Genomic DNA, 17950 nt, shown 5'->3' on the forward strand with positions numbered 1-17950 from the left:
AGATGCTGCGCGACCCGCTCGGCGCCATCCGCCTCAAGCGCGGCCTGGAACGCGGCCGGCTGTCCGAGGAGGCGGCCCGTGCCGCCGCGGCCGACGGCCGCCTGGTCGGCAGTACGGCGGTGGGCGACGCCCACGACATGGAGGCCGCGCTCAACGTCGCCGCCGACGCCGTGGACGAGTGGGCGGCGGCCCCCGTCGCCACCCGGATCGCGCTGGTCGCCGCCTTCCACGACCTCGTGGGCGAGCACCGGGACGCGCTCGTGGAGCTCCTGATCGCCGAGGGCCACCCCCGGCGGCTCGCCCGGTGGGAGGTGGCGGGCATGCTCGCCACCACGAGCGAGCCGACCCGCGACTGGATCGCCGGGAACCTGGAGCACCACGCCACCGTCGACGGCCGACGGATGACGCTGCGCCGGGTTGCCGACGGCGTGGTCTGCCTCAACCCCCCGCAGAACGCCGCGGTCGCCAACTCCCTGCTCGGCATCTGGGTGCTGGCGGCGGGCAACTCCCTGGTGGTGCGGGCCCCGCGCAGCGCCGCGTACGGAGTCCTGCACGCCCTGCACACCCTCGTGGTGCCCGCCCTGGAACGGGTGGGCGCCCCGTCGGGGTGCTCGGCGCGGTCTGCGCCCCGGCCGGGCCCACGCTGGACCAGTGGCTGGAGAGCCCCCTGGTCGACGACATCATGTACTTCGGGGACAGCGTCAAGGGCGTCGAGTTCGGCGCCCGCTGTGTGGCCGCGGGCAAGAAGCCGGTGCTGGAACTGGCCGGCAACGACACCGTGGTCGTGTGGCGCGACGCCGATCTGGGCCGGGCGGCCGAGGCGCTCGGTGAGGCCTTCTACGGCTCCGGGCAGATCTGCATGGTGCCCAACTGCGTCGTGGTGCACCCGGCCGTCGCGGACGAGCTGCTGGAACGCCTGGCCGCACGCGCCCGCACCATCCGCCCCGGCTACCCCGAGCAGGACGACGCCCTGCTCTCCCCGGTCCTGCGCACGGACGCCTTCTTCGCGGGGCTCCACGCGGCGTTGGACTCCGGCGCCCGCCTGGTCTGCGGCGGTCGGCGGCTCTCCGTCGACGGCGAGCCCGACGACACGGCCGGCACCTTCCTGGAACCCACCGTGCTCCGCGTCGACGGGCTCAAGGAGGCCCGCCGCCTGGACGTCGTGCGACACGAGACGTTTTTCCCGTTGCTGCCGGTCGTCGTGCCCGAAGCCCCGCAGGACGGGTCCGACCCGGCGCGCACGGACCGCGAACTCCTGGACGCCGTCACCTCGTTCGTCAACACCAACGAGTACGGGCTGCGCAACTCCCTGTGGGCCGCCGACCCCGCGGTGATCGAACGGTTCGTCGCCCGGGTCCGCAACGGCGGCCTGCTCAAGGTCAACGACTCGCACATCGGCTTCCTGCCCCTGCTGCCCTCGCACGGCGGCACCGGCCTGACCGGGGGCCCCGGCGGCGAGGCCAACTACCCGGCGCTCCGCACCTCCCACCTCCAGGGCGTCAGCGTGGCCGTCGACGTGCGACCGGGCGACGCCGTCTCCCCCGCCCCGGCCCCTTCCACTTCGGCCCTGCCCACCCAGGCCCCTTCCACTTCGGCCCCTGCCCGAGACCAGGACGAAAGGCGCACCCCGTGATGCGTTCCCTGCATGCCGCGCGCGAGGCGTGCGAGAAGCACCTTCCCGGCCTCGCCGAGGCGCTCGCCGAGGTGCCGCTGTCGACCCTGGAGGCCCCCGGCGGCCCCGGCCTCGACGCCTTCCGGCGCAGTGGCGGCCCCGGACTGCTGATCCCGACGACGTACGGCGGGGTCGGCGCGACGGCACTCGAGGCGGTCCGGGTCACCCGGGCGCTCGGCGCGCTCTCGCCGTCCCTCGGGGTGGCGAGCGCCATGCACCACTTCTCCACCGCGGGCTTGGTCGCCCTGGTCTCCTCCGCGGCCGCCAAGGGCCCGGAGTGGCTGCTCATCGAGGGCATCGCCAGGGACCGGCTGCTCCTCGCCTCCGGCTTCGCCGAAGGACGTACCGGATCGGGCATCCTCGACGCGGCGGTGACCGCCCGCCCGGTCGCCGACGGCTACCTGGTCAACGGCGTGAAGAAGCCGTGCAGCCTGTCCCGTTCGATGGACCTCCTCACCGCGAGCGTCGCGTTGCGGCACGAGGACGGCCGTACGGAGCTGGGGGTCGCCCTGGTGCCGGCGGCCTCTCCCGGCATCACCCGGGAACCGTTCTGGGGAGCACCGTTCCTGGCGGGCGCCGAGAGCGACCAGGTCACCCTGGAGGACGTCCACGTACCGCCGGAACTGATGCTGCTGCCGCAGGTGGAGCTGGGGGCCGGCCTCGACACGCTACAGACCGTCGGCTTCGTCTGGTTCGAGCTGCTGGTGACGTCCGTGTACTCCGGCGCGGTCGCCCGGCTGGCCGAGTCGGCGCTGCGGGCGGGGCGCGGCCCCGCCGGCGAACGGGCGGCCCTGCTCACCGGCGTGGAGACGGCCGCCTCCCTCGTCGAGAACGTGGCCCGCACGATGGACGAGGGCCCGGTCGGCGACAACGAGCTGGGCGCGGCGCTGACCGCCCGGTACGCCGTGCAGGAACTGCTGGTCGACACCGCCGACCGGGCGGCCGAACTGCTGGGCGGCCTCGCCTTCGCCACCTCCGCCGACGTCGGCCAGTTGCTGGCGGTCAGCCGGGCGCTGGCCTTCCACCCGCCGTCCCGGATCTCCGCCGCCCAGGCGTTGCTGGACCACCACGACGGCGCACCGCTGCGGATCGGGTGACACGATGACCGCAACGAGCACCGCTCGCGGCACGACGTCCCCGGAGGGCGCGGGGGACGCGCCGCTCCCACTGGCCGCCCGCTACCGGGCCCACCTCAGCACCGGCCGCGCCACCCTGGGCGAACTCTTCGGCGGGGACTCCGAGGTGTCGTCCGCCGGGGCCCGGCTGCGCACCGCCGCCGGGCGCGACTACCTCAACTGCGGCGGGTACGGCGTCTTCTTCACCGGGGCCTGCCACCCCCGCGTGGTGGCCGCCGTCGAGCACCAGGTCCGCACCCTGCCGCTGTCCACCCGGATGCTGCTCGAACCCAGGGCGGCCGACGCCGCCGACGCGCTGGCCCGGTTCGCTCCGCCGGGACTGGAGCGCGTCCACTTCACCAACTCCGGCGCGGAAGCGGTCGAGTGCGCCCTCAAACTGGCCCGCGCACACGGCCACCGGCGGATCGTCTCGGCCCGGGGCGGCTACCACGGCAAGACCCTGGGCGCCCTGTCGGCCACCGGACAGCCGCTCTACCAGGACCCGTTCCTGCCGCTGCTGGACCGGGTGCACATTCCCTACGGTGATGCCGACGCCCTCGCGCAGGTGCTCGGGGACGACGGCTCCGACGCGGTCGTGCTGGTGGAGCCCGTACAGAGCGAGGCGGGGGTGATCCTGCCGCCGGACGGCTATCTGAGCGAGGTGGCCGGGCTCTGCGCCAGGACCGGGGCCTTCTTCGTCCTGGACGAGGTCATGACCGGGCTCGGCAGGACCGGCCTGCGGTGGGGCGCCGACCGCGAGGGTGTGGTGCCCGACGTGCTGCTGGTCGGCAAGGCGCTCAGCGGGGGCGTGGTGCCGGTGGCGGCGGCCGTCGCCACCGTACGGGCCTACCGGCCCTTCGACCGCGATCCCTTCCTGCACACCTCGACCTACTCGGCCGCCCCGATCGCGATGGCAGCGGCCCACGCGGCCGTCACCGTCATCGAGGAGGAGGGCCTGGTACGCCGTGCCGAGGAACTGGGCACGGAACTGCTGGCCATGCTGCGCACCGTCCTGTACGAGCACTGCCCGCACCTGGTGCGGGAAGTGCGCGGCCGGGGGCTGCTCATCGGAGTGGAGTTCCGGGACGCGGGCCTGGCGGGGGAGTTCCTGCTGGAGATGCTCGACCGGGGCGTGCTGCTCAACCACTCCCTCAACGCGCACGCGGTGGTCCGCCTCACCCCGCCGGCCGTGCTCACCGTGGCGGAGGTGGAACAGCTGGGAGCGGCCGTCGAGGGAGCCGCCCGCGCCCTGGCCGTCCGATTCAACGAGACCCCGGGAGGAACGGAATGCGCGCGGTAGAGATGGAGGTCGGGTCCGAGACGGTCGGCCCGCAGGAGGCGTACGCCCTGGTGCGGGACTTCGCCCGGTATCCGGAACTGGTCGATTCCGTACGGGCGGTCACCGTGCACCCGCCCGCTGCCGACGGTCCGACGCGCAGCGACTGGGAGGTCGACTTCCGCAGCGGCGTGCTGACGTGGTCCGAGGAGGACGTCTTCGACGACGACCGGCTGACCGTCACCTTCCGGCAGACCGAGGGCGACTTCGAAGAGTTCACCGGCCAGTGGGAGGTCACGGGCAGCGGGGCCGACGGGTGCCGGGTGCGGTTCACGGCCAAGTTCGACTTCGGCCTGCCCAGCCTCGCCGGCATCATCGACCCGGTCGCCGAGCGCGTCCTCCAGGAGTCCGTCGCCCGCATCCTCACCGCCCTCCTCGACGTGCCCGCCGCGGCTGCCGCCGGCCCGGACCGGGCCGCCTGATGGACGCCGCGAACAGGTTCGAGTCGCCCGTCACCTACCGGCTGCTGCGCGCCGAGTACTTCGTCGCGCTGGTGGGCTGTTCGGTGCTCTTCCTGATGCACCTCGACGAGGTGCGCTGGCCGGTGGCCCTGGGCATGTTCCTGTACATCGACCTGATCGGCTACCTGCCGGGAGCCCTCGCCCACCGCCGGGCCCGCGGCGGTCCGGTGCGGCGCGTCTACTACGTCCTCTACAACACCATGCACAGCTGGCTGACCGCGGGCGCGGTGGTCGCGCTGTGGATCTGGCTGGTGGGCCCGGAGTGGGCGCTGCTGGCGGTGCCGATCCACCTGTGCGGGGACCGGGGCCTGCTCGGCAACTTCCTCAAGCCCTTCTCGGTGCCCTTCGAGCCGCAACGGCTCCAGGCGTTCGAGGCGTTCGAGGCGGAGACGAGAGTCCCCGGCAGTGCCGTGCGCACCACCGAGGCCGTGGGCGGGGGCCGCGGATGACCGTCGACCCCGCCGTTTCGCCCGCCGTACCCGCCGCGTCCCCTGCTGTTCCCGTCGCGTCCCCTGCTGTCCCCGCCACGTCCCCCGCCGCGTCGCCCGCTGTCCCTGCCGCGTCCCCTGCCGTCCCCGCTGTCCCTGCCGCGTCCCCTGCCGAACTGCTGCGTGCCCACGCGGACCATCCGAGCGCCTTCCTGGCGCTCAACTCCACCACCCGCCACTACCTGGGGCAGGGCGTCCCCGGCCTGATCGCGTACCGCGCGACGGGACGGCACGCGGTGCAGTTCGGCGGTCCGTTCGCCGCGCCCGCCCAACGGACAGCGCTGCTCGACGAGTTCCTCGGCACCCTGCGCGCGCGCCGACGCGGGGCGGCGCTCACCGCCGTACAACTGCGGGCGCGGGACGTGCGGGCGTACGAGGACCGCGGCTTCGCGGTGAACCGGATCGGCAGCTCGTACAGCATCGACCTGACCCGCTTCACCCTCTCCGGCAAACCGCTCGCCAAGGTCCGGCAGAACGTGTCCCGGGCCCGCCGGGAAGGCTGCACGGTGAGCGAGGTCACCGGGTCGGATCCGGCCCTGCGACGTGCCCTCGACGCCCTCGACGGGAACTGGCTGCGCGCCAAGGGCCGCCACGTGAAGGAACTGCGCTTCCTGATCGGCGAACGCGGCGGCCCCGGCGCCCCGCTGCGCCGCACGTTCGTGGCCCGCCGCGACGGACGCACGCTGGGTTACGTCAGCTACTCCCCGGCCTGGGGCAGCCGGCCCGGCTGGCTCTACGACCTCACCCGCCGGGAACCCGAAGCCCCCGTCGGCACGGTGGAGCTGATCAACCTCACGGCCCTCCAGCGCTTCCAGGAGGAGGGCGCACAGTGGCTGCACCTCGGCCTCACCCCCTTCGCCTCCCTCGACACGGAGCCCGAGCCCGCCTCCGCCTCCCCGGTGTTGACCAAAGCCGTCCGTCTGCTCGGCACGCACGGCGACGCGGTCTATCCGGCACGCAGTCAGGAGGCATTCAAACGGAAGTGGGCCCCGCACGCGGTGGACCCCGAGTACGTCGCCTTCCAGAGCGGAGTGCGCCCGCCCGCCGTCTGGAGGCTGCTCCGCCTCACGGGCGCCCTATGACTCCCTCTCGTACGCAGTACCCCTTTGGAGGAACCGAGATGAAGCCGCAGCACACCACCGCCCCCATCCCCGTCGAGACCGACTGGGACCGCGCGCCCAACGTGCTGGAGGGGGCCAGGACTCTGGAGCTGACTCCGGCGCAGTGCGGGCTGCCGTACTGGTTCGAGCACGTGGCGTCCGGCATGATGCGCCGGCTCGCGGACGGCACCGTGGCCGACCCGCCGCCCACCGCCGCGGTGACCGAGCCCGGGCCGCTGCGGGACGCCCTGCTGGGCGAGTTCTCCTTCCGGCACCTCGCGGAGGAGAAGGCCGCCCGGGCCCTCTCCTTCCTCGTCTTCCACGCACCGGACGCGGACTGCCTGGAGTTCTTCTCCACCCAGCTGGTCGACGAGGCCCGGCACGCCCGCGCGTTCCGCGACCACCTGCTGCGGCTGGGGGTCCCCGCCGCCGAACTCGCGGCCACCGTGGACAAGGCGGCCGGGGCCGCTCGCGCGGCGGTGCTCGATCCGCTGGAGGAGTTCGGCCTGCGGGTGCTGCGCGACAACGGTGACTTCTACGGCGGTGTACTCGTCCTGACCGTACTGGTGGAGGGCGTTCTGGCGCCCGCGGCGGAGTTGAGCGAGCGCAAGTGGCGTCCGCTGGACCCCGCCGCCGCCCTGGTCGAGCGCGGCGCCAGCATGGACGAGATCCGTCACCTGGCGGTCGGCAGCTCCGTCGTCCGGCAGCATCTGACGGAGCGGCCCGAGGAGAAGCCGCGTCTGCTGGAGATCATCCAGGAGGGCCGCCGCCTGTGGTCGGAACTCCCGATGGCCGAGCTGCTGTTCACCCGTGAGTCGCTGTTCCAGGCGGGGCTGGCCGAACAGACCGACGTGCTCGGCGACTACGAGATCTGGCCGGGTCGTCGCCTGGTGGACACCGGCATCGAGGAGCGGATGCAGGCGGCCGACCGGTGGTCGCGCGAGACGCAGGACCACCGGCTGGAGTACATGCTGCTCGGCGAGGCCGTCGGCTGACCGGAACACGCCCTGCGGGGAACCGGGGGCGAGGGACACCGGGGCGCCCGGCCGCGGACGAGTGTCGCAGGTCGTGACCGTGCGTGCGCGGGGACACGAACGGTTCTCGCTGGTCGGCTTCGGCGGCAGCGGCGTATTTCGGTCGTCCTGCGGCGTCGGGGCCCACTCCTCGGTCCCGAGGCCCGACATCTGCACCGGTCCGCTGCCGTCCTCCGGGGTTCTCCGCGTACACGGCCCTCCCGCTGACCGCTTCGACGCGGAAGCAGTTGCCGCCTCTGCTCCCCCTCCCCTCCCTTTCGTCTCTCTTTTCACCTCTCTTCCCACCGTCGGCGCGGGTCTCGCCGGCATCTGCTACCGCTGGGGCTGCGCCCCCGTGCGGCCGTCCGGACCACCCGCCGCATTCGCCAGGCCCGGGCCTGGCCGAGCACCACCGCTGAGGCAGGTCGATCCGGGCGGCGGGTCGCTTCCGTGTAGCCTGAGAAGACTCAGCCGTATGCGGACAGCTGAGTTCCCTCGCATATTCTCAGTCGCTCGCGACTGTCGGGTTTGGTTCGGCAGAACCCCCGCTTCGAAGAGATCCGGAGCGGGGGTTCTTCGTTGTTCCGTGGCCCGAACCCTGGTATCCGTGGTGTTCCTCCTTCACCACGTTCTCGTCGGGCCGTGTGTCCGGCGGGCGGGCGGGGTACGGACAGGCGGGTGAGGAGGAGGCGGCAGCGGGTGCCCGCGGGCGGTGATCCACCGGGTGTGGGCACGGTTTCCGGACAGACCGATGGCCGGTGCAACGGCGCACTTGCATACGCTGGCCGCAGAGGTTGGATCGACGGCGACTCGGCGGTGAAGGGCTGAGCGCACAGAACGTCCCGGAGGCAGGAAATGGCGAAGCAGGCTCGCGCAGTCCAGACGTGGCGGTCGATCGTGGATGCCGCGGCGAGTGTCTTCGACGACTACGGCTACGAGCGTGCCGCCATCTCGGAGATTCTCCGCCGCGCCAAGGTCACCAAGGGGGCCTTGTACTTCCACTTCGCCTCCAAGGAGGCCATCGCGCAGGCGATCATGGACGAGCAGACCTCCACGGTCGAGTTCGAGCAGGAGGGATCGCCGCTTCAGTCCCTGGTGGACGGTGGCCAGCAGTTCGCTTTCGCTCTGCGCCACAACTCGATGGCCCGGGCCGGCACCAGGCTCTCCATCGAGGGCGTCTTCCTCGGCGGACCGCACCCATGGGGCGACTGGATCGACGCGACGGCCCGGATGCTGGAGCTGGGCCAGGAGCGCGGCGAGGTGTTCCCGCAGATCGACCCGATGGTGTCAGCCAAAATCATCGTCGCTTCGTTCACCGGTATTCAGCTGGTCTCGGAGGCCGACTCGGGCCGGGCCGATCTGCGCGAGCAGGTGGCCGAGATGTGGCGCCACATCCTGCCGTCGATCGCTCACCCCGGCGTCATCGCCCACATCAAGCCGGAGGGCCGGGTGGATCTGGCGGCCCAGGCTCGCGAGAAGGCGGAGCGCGAGGAGCAGGAGGCCAGGATCGCCGCGGAGGCCAAGGGCGCGGGTTCCGATTCCGCGACCGACGCGGGCTCCCGATCGGGCGGGTCGGGTCTGCGGGGCGGTGGAACCGGCCGTGGTCCACGGGCCGGGACGGCCGGGGACGAGGGCGACGAGGAGCCCGCAGGTGCGGGGGTGGCGGCCGGAGGGGTCGCCTGATGCGCTCCGCGCGTGCTGTGTTTCACGTGAAACGTCCGGTTGTTCATGATCATCATACGGCAGGGCGGCGGCGCTCAGGGAGTCTCCCCGCCCCTGTCGGAGTTCATGGACCGGCTACTTACCTTTGGTAAGCCGCTAAGAGTGGCGCAGTATCCTGGGGAAATGGCGGATCACGGCGAGCAGCCCTGTCGGCGGGTCGACCGGAGGATCAGCCGCGTCTTCGCGCTGTTCGGCAAGCGCTGGACCGGCCAGATCGTCTCGGTGCTGCTCCAGCGACCGGTGCACTTCGCCGAGCTTCGACGGGCGATTCCCGGCATCAGTGAGCGCATGCTCTCGGACCGGTTGACCGAACTCGGCACGGCCGGCCTGGTGATCCGCGAGGTCGACGCGGGACCGCCGCTGCGCGTCGCGTATCGGCTCACCGAGGCGGGTGCCGCGATGGAGCCCGCACTCGAGGAGCTGGGGCGATGGGCGGACACCTACCTGACGCGGGACACCTACCTGACGCGGGACATCTACCGGACGCGGGACGACTATCTGACGCGGGATGACGCGGCCGGCTCCGGGACCGGCTGCTGACCTCGCCCGGCCCCCGGCCGCCCCGGGCGCACCGCTGCTGGCGTCCTCCCCGCGTGGCGTCCGTCCACGGACCCGGCGCGTGCCGGGCATCCGGCGGTACCGTCGTGCTCGGTCGCTGGCGGACAGGACCGCTGACCGGTTCGACGGCCGGGCAGCCGGAAGCGGTACGAGGGTGGGGGAGGCGACGCTCCATGAGCGGAACCGAGAGGACGACGCCTGAGCGGCGGACTGCGGGAACGACGGGGATCGAGGCGACTGCGGAGGGTGCGGCGACCGCGGGCGAGGATCCGCGCATTCCGGTCGTGCCCGGGTTTGCCCGGCGTGGTGCCGGGAGTTCACCGAAGGCGGCCGGCAAGGCCCTCCGCGACCGGGTGCCGCGGGCCTCGCACGCCTCGCTGGTCCTGCCGCCGGGACGGCCGGACACCGTGCGGGCGGTCGAGGAGTCGAACCGGGGCCGGGTGCCGGGCCTGACGCCGATACGGGTGGGCCGGATGGCGGCGACGCCGTTCGCGTTCCTGCGCGGCGCGGCCGGGCTGATGGCCCACGATCTGACGGGCAGCCCGGTCACCGGGGTGGGCGCCCAGCTCTGCGGCGACGCGCACGCGGCCAACTTCGGCCTCTACGGCGATGCCCGGGGCAGCCTGGTCATCGATCTGAACGACTTCGACGAGACCGTCTTCGGGCCGTGGGAGTGGGACCTCAAGCGGCTCGCCACCTCCCTGGTGCTGGCGGGCCGGGCCGCCGGGGCCGACGAGGACACCTGCCGCCGGGGCGCGCACGACGCCGTGGGCGCCTACCGGCGCACGATGCGGCTGCTGGCCCGGCTGCCCGCCCTGGACGCCTGGAACGCGATCGCGGACGAGGAGCTCGTCTCGCACACGGACGCGCGTGACCTGGTCGGCACCCTGGAGCGGGTCTCGGAGAAGGCCCGCAACAACACCAGCGCCCGCTTCGCCGCCCGCTCCACCGAGGAGTGCCCCGACGGCGGCCGGCGCTTCGTCGACGCCCGGCCCGTGCTGCGCCGGGTCCCGGACGCCGAGGCCGCTGTCGTGGCCGCGGGGCTCGGCGGCTATCTCTCCACCGTCTCCGAGGACCGGGTGCCGCTGCTGGCCCGGTACACGATCCACGACGTGGCGTTCCGGGTGGTCGGCACCGGCAGCGTGGGGACCCGGTCGTACGTGGTGCTGCTGCTCGATCACCGGGGTGAGCCGCTGGTCCTCCAGGTGAAGGAGGCGCGCCCCTCGGTGCTCGCCCCCTATCTGCCCGCGGTCGGCTTCGACGTGCCGGAGGTGGCGCACGAGGGTCGCCGGGTGGTGCTCGGGCAGAAGCGGATGCAGGTCGTCAGCGACATCCTGCTCGGCTGGGCGGACGTCGACGGCAGGCAGTTCCAGGTCCGGCAGTTCCGGAATCGCAAGGGCAGCGTGGACCCCGCCGCGCTCGCAGCCGACCAGGTGGACGACTACGGGCGGATGACCGGCGCGCTGCTCGCGCGGGCGCACGCGCACAGCGCGGACCCCCGGCTGCTGGCGGGCTACTGCGGCAAGAACGACGAGCTCGACGGGGCCATGGCCGCCTTCGCGGTGACGTACGCCGACCGTACGGAAGCGGATCACGCCGAGCTGGTGCGGGCGATCAAGGCCGGCAGGCTGGCCGCCGAGTTCGGTGTGTGACGGGTTCGTGGGGCGATGGGGGCGGGTCCGTGAGGCGCCGGGGCCCTGTCCGCGCGGCGGTGCGGCTCTGTCCGCGAGGCGGTGCGGCTCTGTCCGTGACGGGGTGGAACCCGGGCCCGGGCCCCACCGTGTGTGCCGCGCCGCAGGGCCGTGGCCATACGCTGGACGGGTGACCCACGAAGCCGCCGGGGTGCCGACCACCCGGAACGATGAAGACCGGCAGGACAACGACCGGCCCGACGCGCCCCGATCCGTCCCCGAGGCGGGGGACGCCCCAGGGACGCAGGACGCTCCGGGGGCGCCGGACGCTTCCGGTCCGGCGGACGCCGCTGCCGGGGAGTCCACCGGCCCCGAGGACGCCGCGCCGCGCCCCGAGGCGCGGCTGGCCAGGGCGGTGCAGGTCGCCGAGCAGGCGTTGATCGAGTTCGAGATCGCGGTGGAGACCTTCCGGGTGGAGGTCGACAACTTCTCCCGGCTGCACCACCAGAAGCTCGGCCCGATGTACACCCGCCTCGACGAGCTGGACGCGCTGATCGCCGAGGCGCGGGCCGCCCGGAGCGGGGACCCGGAGGACGAGCGCAAGGCACGGGAGGCGCGTGCGGTCGTCATGCCGATGCCCGGGGTCGAGGAGCTGTTCCACGACTGGATGGACACCGACGGGCTGTCCCCCGAGGCCGCGGCGATGCTCACCGAACAGACCGTCCGCCCGCCGAAGCGGGTCAGGCCGAGCGAGGAGGCCCGCAAGCTCTACCGGGAGCTGGCCCGCAAGGCGCACCCCGACCTCGCCCAGGACGAGCCGGAACGGCAGCGCCGGGACGAGTTCATCGCCCGGGTGAACGCCGCCTACGGGCGCGGCGACGTCGACCTCCTCAAGGAACTCGTGGCGGAATGGGCGGCAGGCCCGGTGCAGCCCCTGGCCCCGCTGAGCGAGAGCGAGGAGCTCTACGCCCGGCTGGAGTGGCTCAGCCGGCGCAAGGAGCTGCTGACGGTGCTCGCCAAGGAGCTGGAGGACGGCGCGATCGGCTCGATGCTCCGGATGGCCCCGGACGACCCGGATCAGCTGCTGGAGGACATCGCGGAGCAACTGCTGGGCGAGGTGTCCCGGCGCGAGGCCGAGCTCGCGGAGATGGTGCAGTAGCGTTCCGGGTGACTCTGCCGCGTACGGACGAGGCCCCTGCACGAGGCCCCACGTACGTGGTCCAAGACCGCACGAGAGAAGGCATGACCCATGAACTTCGCCCCGCTGCCCTCGGTGGACGCCGCGGCGGTGCCGTCGGACGGCTTCGTCCTGGACGTCCGTGAGAACGACGAGTGGGCGGCCGGTCACGTCGAGGGTGCGCTGCACATCCCGATGAGCGACTTCGTGGGCCGGTTCGGCGAGCTGACCGAGTCCGCCGAGGACGGCCGGCGCGTCCATGTGATGTGCCGGGTCGGCGGACGGTCGGCCCAGGTCACCCAGTACCTGGTCCAGCAGGGCATCGACGCCGTGAACATCGACGGCGGCATGCAGGCCTGGGACGGCGCCGGACGCCCGATGGTCACGGACAACGGGGCGCCCGCCTTCGTCCTCTGACCCCGGGCAGGCGTGGGCAGGCCCGGACGGGCGGGCCTGGTCGGTGCCGTCGTCTTTGGCGGTGCCGGCGGTGCTGTCGGTCAGCCGAGCGGGTGGGCGGCCAGCAGGCCGCCCAGGGCCTCCTCATGGGCCGCGGCCGAGCCCAGGGAGAGCTCGATCTGCTTCGCCAGGCGTGGAAGCGGTGCAACGGGTAGTCGGTGTCCGCGCCGAAGCCGCCGTGCAGGTGCTGTGCGGTCTGTACGACACGGCGGACGCCGTCGGAGGCCTAGACCTTCGCCACGGCGACATCGCCCGCCGTCGGCAGCGGCCCCCCGGCGTCGGCCGAGATCCGCCAGGCGGCCTGCCAGAGCGTCACCTCCATCGCCGGCAGATCGATGTACCGGTCGGCTGCCTGGACGGCCACCGCCTGGAACGCGGCGACCGGGAATCCGAACTGCTCGCGCTCGCCGGTGTATGCGGCGGTCATCGCGAGCACCCGCTCGCCCAGTCCGAGCGCGAGTGCGCAGGTTCCCGTGGTGAGCAGGGACCGCAGCCACTCCCAGCAGCCCGGGACGTCGATCAGCTCGCGGTCCGTCACCCGCACCCCGTCGAGCCGGACCTCGGCCAGCCGCTCACCGCTGGTGGAGACCCGGTCCGCCAGGGTGACGCCGTCGCGGGTACGGGGTATGAGGGCCAGGACCGGCCGACCCCCCGCGGTGTGCGCTCGGATGGCGATCCAGTCGGCCACCTGGGCCCAGGGAACCGCGGACTGCACCCCGTCGAGCACCCAGCCGGAGCCGCTGGCCGACGCGGACGCCGACGCCCCGAGGCTCTCTTCGCACGCGCCGCTCTCCCCGTACGGTCGTGCGGCGACGGCGAGTTCGGCGGGATCGAGACCGCTGCGGCCGTTGCGCCGACGGTCAGGATCAGTTCACCTCGGCCTGCCGGGGGCAACAGCTCCGCCGCGAGGGCGCTCCCGCCGTACCGCTGGACCGCCATGGCCACCGCACAGCTCTCCAGCAGCGGGACCCTGGCCAGCACCTTCGCCGACTCCCGCAGGACCAGGCAGAGCGCGATCGGGTCGAGGCCCGCGCCTCCGTGGTCCGGCGACAGGGTGAGACCGAGCAGATCCGTGCGCGCCGGCTCGTTCCACAGCGGTCGGTCGATGTCCTCCGCCACGGCGCCCGGGGTCAGGGCGGGGCTGGGAGCGCGGTCGGGTGCGACGTCCGAGAAGACCGCCCTGGCCGCCTCGACGGTCGCCCGCTGTTCCTCGGTGAAGGTGAAGTCCACTGCCCCGGCCTCCCGCTGACCGTGCTCGACCTGACGGGTCGCTAGATAGAACAGGTTCTGGAGGGAGGGGATAGCCGCGGAGGCGTGGGGGCGCGTCAGCACCCCGGCACCGGAGGCCCTCAGCGGCCCGAGCGGCCCGAGCGGCTCCTCAGCGATCCCGACGACCACAGCGACCTCAGCCGCCTCAACAACCTCGATTGCCCCAGCGACCTCAACAATCTTGATTGCCCCAGCGACCTCAGCGTCCCGGTGGCCCCAGCGACCTCAGCGTCCCGGTGGCCCCAGCGACCTCAGCGTCCCGGTGGCCGCAGCGGGCTCAACGACCTCAGCGGTCGAAGTCCAACTCCACCTCCGGGGTGAGCGGATGCGACTGACAGGCCAGCACGAAGCCCGCTCCGGTCTCCTCCGGTTCCAGCGCGAAGTTGCGGTCCATCCGGACCTCGCCCGAGACGAGGAAGGCCCGGCAGGTCCCGCACACCCCTCCCTTGCAGGCGTACGGAGCGTCCGAGCGGCTTCGCAGCACCGTCTCCAGCAGGGATTCGGTGTCCTGCACGGGCCAGCTGCCCGAGCGGCCGTGGAGGGTGGCAGTCAGCACGGCGTCGGACGGGGCGGCGACCTTGACCACCGCCACGTCGGTGGGGCCCTCGTCGACGTGGAAGATCTCCTGGTGGACCCGGGAGCGGTCGACGCCGAGGGCTTTCAGGGCCTTCTCCGTGCCCCGTACGAGACCGAGTGGCCCGCACAGGAACCAGCCGTCCACCTCCGTCACCGGAAGCACTGCGGGCAGCAGGCCGGTGAGCCGTTCGACGTCCAGCCGCCCGGAGGGGAGCCCGGCCGACTGCTCCTCCCGGGAGAGTGCGGTGACCAGCTGGAAGCGGTCCGGATACCGGTCCTTGAGGTCGGCCACCTCGTCGAGGAACATCGTCGAGGCCGCCGTGCGGTCGCTGCGGATCAGGCAGAACCGGGCCGTCGGTTCCCGGTCGAGCAGGGTGGCCGCCATGGACAGCACCGGGGTGATGCCGCTGCCGCCGACCACCGCCGCGAACAGACCTGGACGCGGCTTCAGGACGAAGCGGCCCATCGGAGGCATGGCCTCCACCCGGTCCCCGACGGCCAGCTCCTTCAGGGCGTACGTGGAGAACGCCCCGCCGTCGACCCCGCGGATGCCCACCCGCAGGACCGGTTCGCCGGGCTGCTCGGTGGCCGGTGCGCAGATCGAGTACGAACGGCGGATCTCCTGGCCGTCCACGGTGTAGCGCACGTTCAGATGCTGGCCGGGGGTGTGGCGGAAGGTCTCGCGCAGCTCGGCCGGCACGGCAAGCGTCACGGCCACCGCGTCGTCCGTGATCCGTTCGATCGCGCTGACCCGGAGCGGATGGAACATCTACAACTCCTTGAAGTGGTCGAACGGTTCACGGCAGGCGACGCAACGGCGCAGGGCCTTGCACGCCGTGGAGGAGAACCGGCTGAGCAGTTCCGTGTCCGTGGATCCGCAGTGCGGGCAGCGCACCGAGAGCGTCAGCGGCACGGGGCCGCCGTCGGTGCCCTGGACGCGCGGCGGGGCGATGCCGAACTCGGCCAGCTTGCGGCGTCCTTCGGCGCTGATGTCGTCCGTCGACCAGGCCGGCGTCAGGACGGTGACCACGGAGACGTCCGGTATGCCGTGGTCGTGCAGCACCCGCTCGATGTCGGCGGACATCGACTCGATCGCCGGGCAGCCGGTGTAGGTCGGAGTGAGCTGTACGGTCACCCGGCCCGGCCCGTCCAGGTGCACGTCTCGCAGAACACCGAGCTCCGCCAGGGTCAGCACCGGCAGTTCGGGGTCGGGCACGGAGCCTGCGAGGTCGCGCAGCTCCGCCTCCAGCCGGGTGTCGGTCACCATGACGCCCCCGGGTGGCTGCGGTGCAGATGCTGCATCTCGGCGATCATGCGGCCGAACGGCTCGGTGTGCAGGCCCTGCCGGCCCGCTCCGGCCGCCCAGCCCCCGGACCGCGGGCCCGCCGGGAGGGTCAGACCGGCCCGCTCGACGACATCGGTGACGGCGGCGAGCCACCCGGTCTCCAGCGCCTGCCAGTCGACACCGGAGTCCGGGGAGTCGAGCCCCTCGACAGGCTGGAACATCTCCCCGGTGAACCGCCAGAGCGCGTCCAGGCCGTTGCGCATCCGGGTGCGGCTCTCCTCGGTGCCGTCGCCGAGCCTCAGGACCCACTGCTCGGCGTGGTCGCGGTGGTAGGCCACCTCCTTGACGGCCTTGGCCGCGAGTCCGGTGAACTCGCTGTCCCCGGCCGCCAGTCGCTCGTACAGCAAGTGCTGGTAGACCGAGAAGTAGAGCTGCCGGGCGATGGTGTGCGCGAAGTCCCCGTTCGGCTGCTCGACCAGTTGGAGGTTGCGGAAGGCCCGCTCCTCGCGGAGGTAGGCGAGCTCGTCCTCGTCGCCGACGAGCGAGAGCAGCACCCGGGCCTGTCCCAGCAGGTCGAGGGCGATGTTGGCGAGGGCCACCTCCTCCTCCAGGACGGGGGCGTGGCCGGCCCACTCCCCCAGCCGGTGCGAGAGCACCAGCGCGTCGTCGCCGAGGGCGAGGGCGGCGCTCACAGGTGCTTCACCCCGTCCGGGATCTCGTAGAAGGTCGGGTGGCGGTAGGGCTTGTCGCCGGCCGGCTCGAAGAAGGAGTCCTTCTCGTCGGGGGAGGAGGCGGTGATCCCGGTGGACGGGACCACCCAGATCGACACGCCTTCCGAGCGGCGGGTGTAGAGGTCGCGGGCGTTGCGCAGGGCCATCTCGGCGTCCGGCGCGTGCAGACTGCCCGCATGGGTGTGGGACAGTCCGCGGCGCGAGCGCACGAAGACCTCCCACAGAGGCCAGTCGGTCGAGCTGCTCATGCCGTCTCCTCCACGTGGTGCGCGGGCGCGCTGTGCTGTGCCGGTGTCCGGGGTGATGACTGCGCCGGGGCGTGCTTGGCGGCGTACGCCGCTGCCGCGTCGCGGACCCAGGCGCCCTCCTCGTGGGCCCTGCGTCGCTGGGTGATCCGCTGTTCGTTGCAGGGGCCGTTGCCCTTGAGGACCGCCTGGAACTCGGCCCAGTCGATCGCGCCGAACTCGTGCCGACCGAGCTCCTCGTTCCACCGGATGTCGGGGTCGGGGAGCTCCAGGCCCAGCGCTTCGGCCTGGGGAACGCAGATGTCCACGAAGCGTCGGCGCAGCTCGTCGTTGGAGTGCCGCTTGATCTTCCAGGCCATGGACTGCTCGGAGTGCGACGAGGCGTCGTCGGGCGGGCCGAACATCATCAAGGAGGGCCACCACCAGCGATTCACCGCGTCCTGGGCCATGGCGTGCTGGGCCTCGGTGCCGCGGCTGAGGGCGAGCAGCAGCTCGTACCCCTGGCGCTGGTGGAAGGACTCCTCCTTGCAGACGCGGACCATCGCGCGGGCGTAGGGGCCATAGGAGCAGCGGCAGAGCGGCACCTGGTTGGTGATCGCCGCCCCGTCCACCAGCCAGCCGATGGCCCCGACGTCGGCCCACGTCAGCGTGGGGTAGTTGAAGATCGACGAATAGCGCTGGCGGCCCGCGTGGAGCTTGTCGAGCAGCTCCTCGCGGCTGGTGCCCAGGGTCTCGGCGGCGCTGTAGAGATACAGGCCGTGGCCCGCCTCGTCCTGCACCTTGGCCATGAGGATCGCCTTGCGTCGCAGCGAGGGCGCCCGGGTGATCCAGTTGGCCTCGGGCTGCATGCCGATGATCTCCGAGTGGGCGTGCTGCGCCATCTGGCGCACCAGCGTCGCCCGGTAGGCGTCGGGCATCCAGTCGCGCGGCTCGATCCGCTCGTCCGCCGCCACGGCCGCGTCGAAAGCCGCGATGCGGTCCGCGTCCACCGCATCCTCCGTGCCGAGCGTCTTCTGCGTCGTCTGGTCCGCAGTCACTGCCGCCATCCCGGGCTCCCTACCGACCGATCGTTCGGTTCCTTGACTTCAATGGTGAGTCGGAGGCCCGTAGGGTGT

The 17950-nt window shown here is 72.7% G+C and carries 16 protein-coding genes and 2 pseudogenes; 12 read left to right on the plus strand and 6 right to left on the minus strand.

Annotation, left to right across the window (positions count from 1 at the left end; translation table 11 throughout):
- The first annotated feature begins 137 nt into the window (after positions 1 to 137).
- The 12 genes and pseudogenes from AC3CH1_RS14335 to AC3CH1_RS14390 all read left to right on the plus strand — a co-directional run bounded on the left by AC3CH1_RS14335 (position 138) and on the right by AC3CH1_RS14390 (position 12690).
- A pseudogene (locus tag AC3CH1_RS14335) lies at positions 138 to 1633 on the plus strand (aldehyde dehydrogenase family protein).
- Positions 1633 to 2769, plus strand: coding sequence for an acyl-CoA dehydrogenase family protein (locus tag AC3CH1_RS14340; RefSeq protein WP_488463239.1), 1137 nt, complete (start codon positions 1633 to 1635; stop codon positions 2767 to 2769). The pseudogene AC3CH1_RS14335 and the gene AC3CH1_RS14340 overlap by 1 nt, the downstream one beginning before the upstream one ends.
- Positions 2770 to 2773: 4 nt before the next feature.
- Complete coding sequence (locus AC3CH1_RS14345) at positions 2774 to 4087, plus strand: aspartate aminotransferase family protein (RefSeq protein WP_488463240.1); 1314 nt, start codon at positions 2774 to 2776, stop codon at positions 4085 to 4087.
- Positions 4075 to 4545, plus strand: a complete 471-nt coding sequence (locus AC3CH1_RS14350) for a type II toxin-antitoxin system RatA family toxin (protein ID WP_488463241.1) — start codon at positions 4075 to 4077, stop codon at positions 4543 to 4545. The genes AC3CH1_RS14345 and AC3CH1_RS14350 overlap by 13 nt, the downstream gene beginning before the upstream one ends.
- On the plus strand, positions 4545 to 5033 hold the full coding sequence (locus AC3CH1_RS14355) for a hypothetical protein (protein WP_488463242.1): 489 nt from the start codon (positions 4545 to 4547) through the stop codon (positions 5031 to 5033). Before AC3CH1_RS14350 ends, AC3CH1_RS14355 begins: the two co-directional genes overlap by 1 nt.
- Positions 5030 to 6154 (plus strand): bifunctional lysylphosphatidylglycerol flippase/synthetase MprF, encoded by a 1125-nt coding sequence (locus AC3CH1_RS14360; protein WP_488463243.1) that lies wholly within the window; start codon positions 5030 to 5032, stop codon positions 6152 to 6154. The genes AC3CH1_RS14355 and AC3CH1_RS14360 overlap by 4 nt, the downstream gene beginning before the upstream one ends.
- Before the next feature lie 38 nt (positions 6155 to 6192).
- A complete protein-coding gene (locus AC3CH1_RS14365; RefSeq protein ID WP_488463244.1) occupies positions 6193 to 7167 on the plus strand; it encodes a VlmB-like protein in 975 nt (324 codons plus the stop codon).
- Positions 7168 to 8040: 873 nt separating this feature from the next.
- Positions 8041 to 8868, plus strand: coding sequence for a ScbR family autoregulator-binding transcription factor (locus AC3CH1_RS14370; RefSeq protein WP_488463245.1), 828 nt, complete (start codon positions 8041 to 8043; stop codon positions 8866 to 8868).
- Between the two features lie 162 nt (positions 8869 to 9030).
- On the plus strand, positions 9031 to 9447 hold the full coding sequence (locus AC3CH1_RS14375; RefSeq protein WP_488463246.1) for a winged helix-turn-helix transcriptional regulator: 417 nt from the start codon (positions 9031 to 9033) through the stop codon (positions 9445 to 9447).
- A gap of 191 nt (positions 9448 to 9638) precedes the next feature.
- The gene (locus AC3CH1_RS14380) at positions 9639 to 11117 is read left to right on the plus strand and encodes a DUF2252 domain-containing protein (RefSeq protein ID WP_488463247.1); all 1479 of its coding nucleotides are present in this window, start codon (positions 9639 to 9641) and stop codon (positions 11115 to 11117) included.
- Positions 11118 to 11286: 169 nt separating this feature from the next.
- Positions 11287 to 12255: a J domain-containing protein gene (locus AC3CH1_RS14385; protein WP_488463248.1), complete on the plus strand. Its 969-nt coding sequence runs from the start codon at positions 11287 to 11289 to the stop codon at positions 12253 to 12255.
- Positions 12256 to 12345: 90 nt separating this feature from the next.
- A complete protein-coding gene (locus AC3CH1_RS14390) occupies positions 12346 to 12690 on the plus strand; it encodes a rhodanese-like domain-containing protein (protein WP_488463249.1) in 345 nt (114 codons plus the stop codon).
- An 80-nt stretch (positions 12691 to 12770) separates the two neighbouring features.
- Here AC3CH1_RS14390 and AC3CH1_RS14395 read toward each other — a convergent pair.
- The 6 genes and pseudogenes from AC3CH1_RS14395 to paaA all read right to left on the minus strand — a co-directional run bounded on the left by AC3CH1_RS14395 (position 12771) and on the right by paaA (position 17881).
- Positions 12771 to 13959 (minus strand): annotated as a pseudogene (locus AC3CH1_RS14395) (acyl-CoA dehydrogenase family protein).
- A 325-nt stretch (positions 13960 to 14284) separates the two neighbouring features.
- Positions 14285 to 15343, minus strand: coding sequence for a 2Fe-2S iron-sulfur cluster-binding protein (locus tag AC3CH1_RS14400; protein WP_488463250.1), 1059 nt, complete (start codon positions 15341 to 15343; stop codon positions 14285 to 14287).
- Positions 15344 to 15841: a 1,2-phenylacetyl-CoA epoxidase subunit PaaD gene (gene paaD / locus AC3CH1_RS14405; RefSeq protein WP_488463251.1), complete on the minus strand. Its 498-nt coding sequence runs from the start codon at positions 15839 to 15841 to the stop codon at positions 15344 to 15346.
- Positions 15835 to 16551: a 1,2-phenylacetyl-CoA epoxidase subunit PaaC gene (gene paaC, locus AC3CH1_RS14410; protein WP_488463252.1), complete on the minus strand. Its 717-nt coding sequence runs from the start codon at positions 16549 to 16551 to the stop codon at positions 15835 to 15837. The genes paaD and paaC overlap by 7 nt, the downstream gene beginning before the upstream one ends.
- Complete coding sequence (gene paaB / locus AC3CH1_RS14415) at positions 16548 to 16838, minus strand: 1,2-phenylacetyl-CoA epoxidase subunit PaaB (RefSeq protein ID WP_007447213.1); 291 nt, start codon at positions 16836 to 16838, stop codon at positions 16548 to 16550. The genes paaC and paaB overlap by 4 nt, the downstream gene beginning before the upstream one ends.
- Positions 16835 to 17881, minus strand: coding sequence for a 1,2-phenylacetyl-CoA epoxidase subunit PaaA (gene paaA, locus AC3CH1_RS14420; RefSeq protein WP_488463253.1), 1047 nt, complete (start codon positions 17879 to 17881; stop codon positions 16835 to 16837). The genes paaB and paaA overlap by 4 nt, the downstream gene beginning before the upstream one ends.
- Positions 17882 to 17950: the final 69 nt, after the last annotated feature.

This window comes from Streptomyces sp. MGP-P1 (assembly GCF_057766565.1).

Bases quoted from the DNA above. Each gene is read 5' to 3' on its own strand.
- AC3CH1_RS14345 (WP_488463240.1), top strand. From the start codon at position 2,774: ATGACCGCAACGAGCACCGCTCGCGGCACGACGTCCCCGGAGGGCGCG.
- AC3CH1_RS14400 (WP_488463250.1), bottom strand. From the start codon at position 15,343: ATGTTCCATCCGCTCCGGGTCAGCGCGATCGAACGGATCACGGACGAC.
- AC3CH1_RS14370 (WP_488463245.1), top strand. From the start codon at position 8,041: ATGGCGAAGCAGGCTCGCGCAGTCCAGACGTGGCGGTCGATCGTGGAT.
- AC3CH1_RS14390 (WP_488463249.1), top strand. From the start codon at position 12,346: ATGAACTTCGCCCCGCTGCCCTCGGTGGACGCCGCGGCGGTGCCGTCG.
- AC3CH1_RS14365 (WP_488463244.1), top strand. From the start codon at position 6,193: ATGAAGCCGCAGCACACCACCGCCCCCATCCCCGTCGAGACCGACTGG.
- paaD (WP_488463251.1), bottom strand. From the start codon at position 15,841: ATGGTGACCGACACCCGGCTGGAGGCGGAGCTGCGCGACCTCGCAGGC.
- AC3CH1_RS14380 (WP_488463247.1), top strand. From the start codon at position 9,639: ATGAGCGGAACCGAGAGGACGACGCCTGAGCGGCGGACTGCGGGAACG.
- AC3CH1_RS14355 (WP_488463242.1), top strand. From the start codon at position 4,545: ATGGACGCCGCGAACAGGTTCGAGTCGCCCGTCACCTACCGGCTGCTG.
- AC3CH1_RS14340 (WP_488463239.1), top strand. From the start codon at position 1,633: ATGCGTTCCCTGCATGCCGCGCGCGAGGCGTGCGAGAAGCACCTTCCC.
- AC3CH1_RS14350 (WP_488463241.1), top strand. From the start codon at position 4,075: ATGCGCGCGGTAGAGATGGAGGTCGGGTCCGAGACGGTCGGCCCGCAG.
- paaA (WP_488463253.1), bottom strand. From the start codon at position 17,881: ATGGCGGCAGTGACTGCGGACCAGACGACGCAGAAGACGCTCGGCACG.
- paaB (WP_007447213.1), bottom strand. From the start codon at position 16,838: ATGAGCAGCTCGACCGACTGGCCTCTGTGGGAGGTCTTCGTGCGCTCG.
- AC3CH1_RS14360 (WP_488463243.1), top strand. From the start codon at position 5,030: ATGACCGTCGACCCCGCCGTTTCGCCCGCCGTACCCGCCGCGTCCCCT.
- AC3CH1_RS14375 (WP_488463246.1), top strand. From the start codon at position 9,031: ATGGCGGATCACGGCGAGCAGCCCTGTCGGCGGGTCGACCGGAGGATC.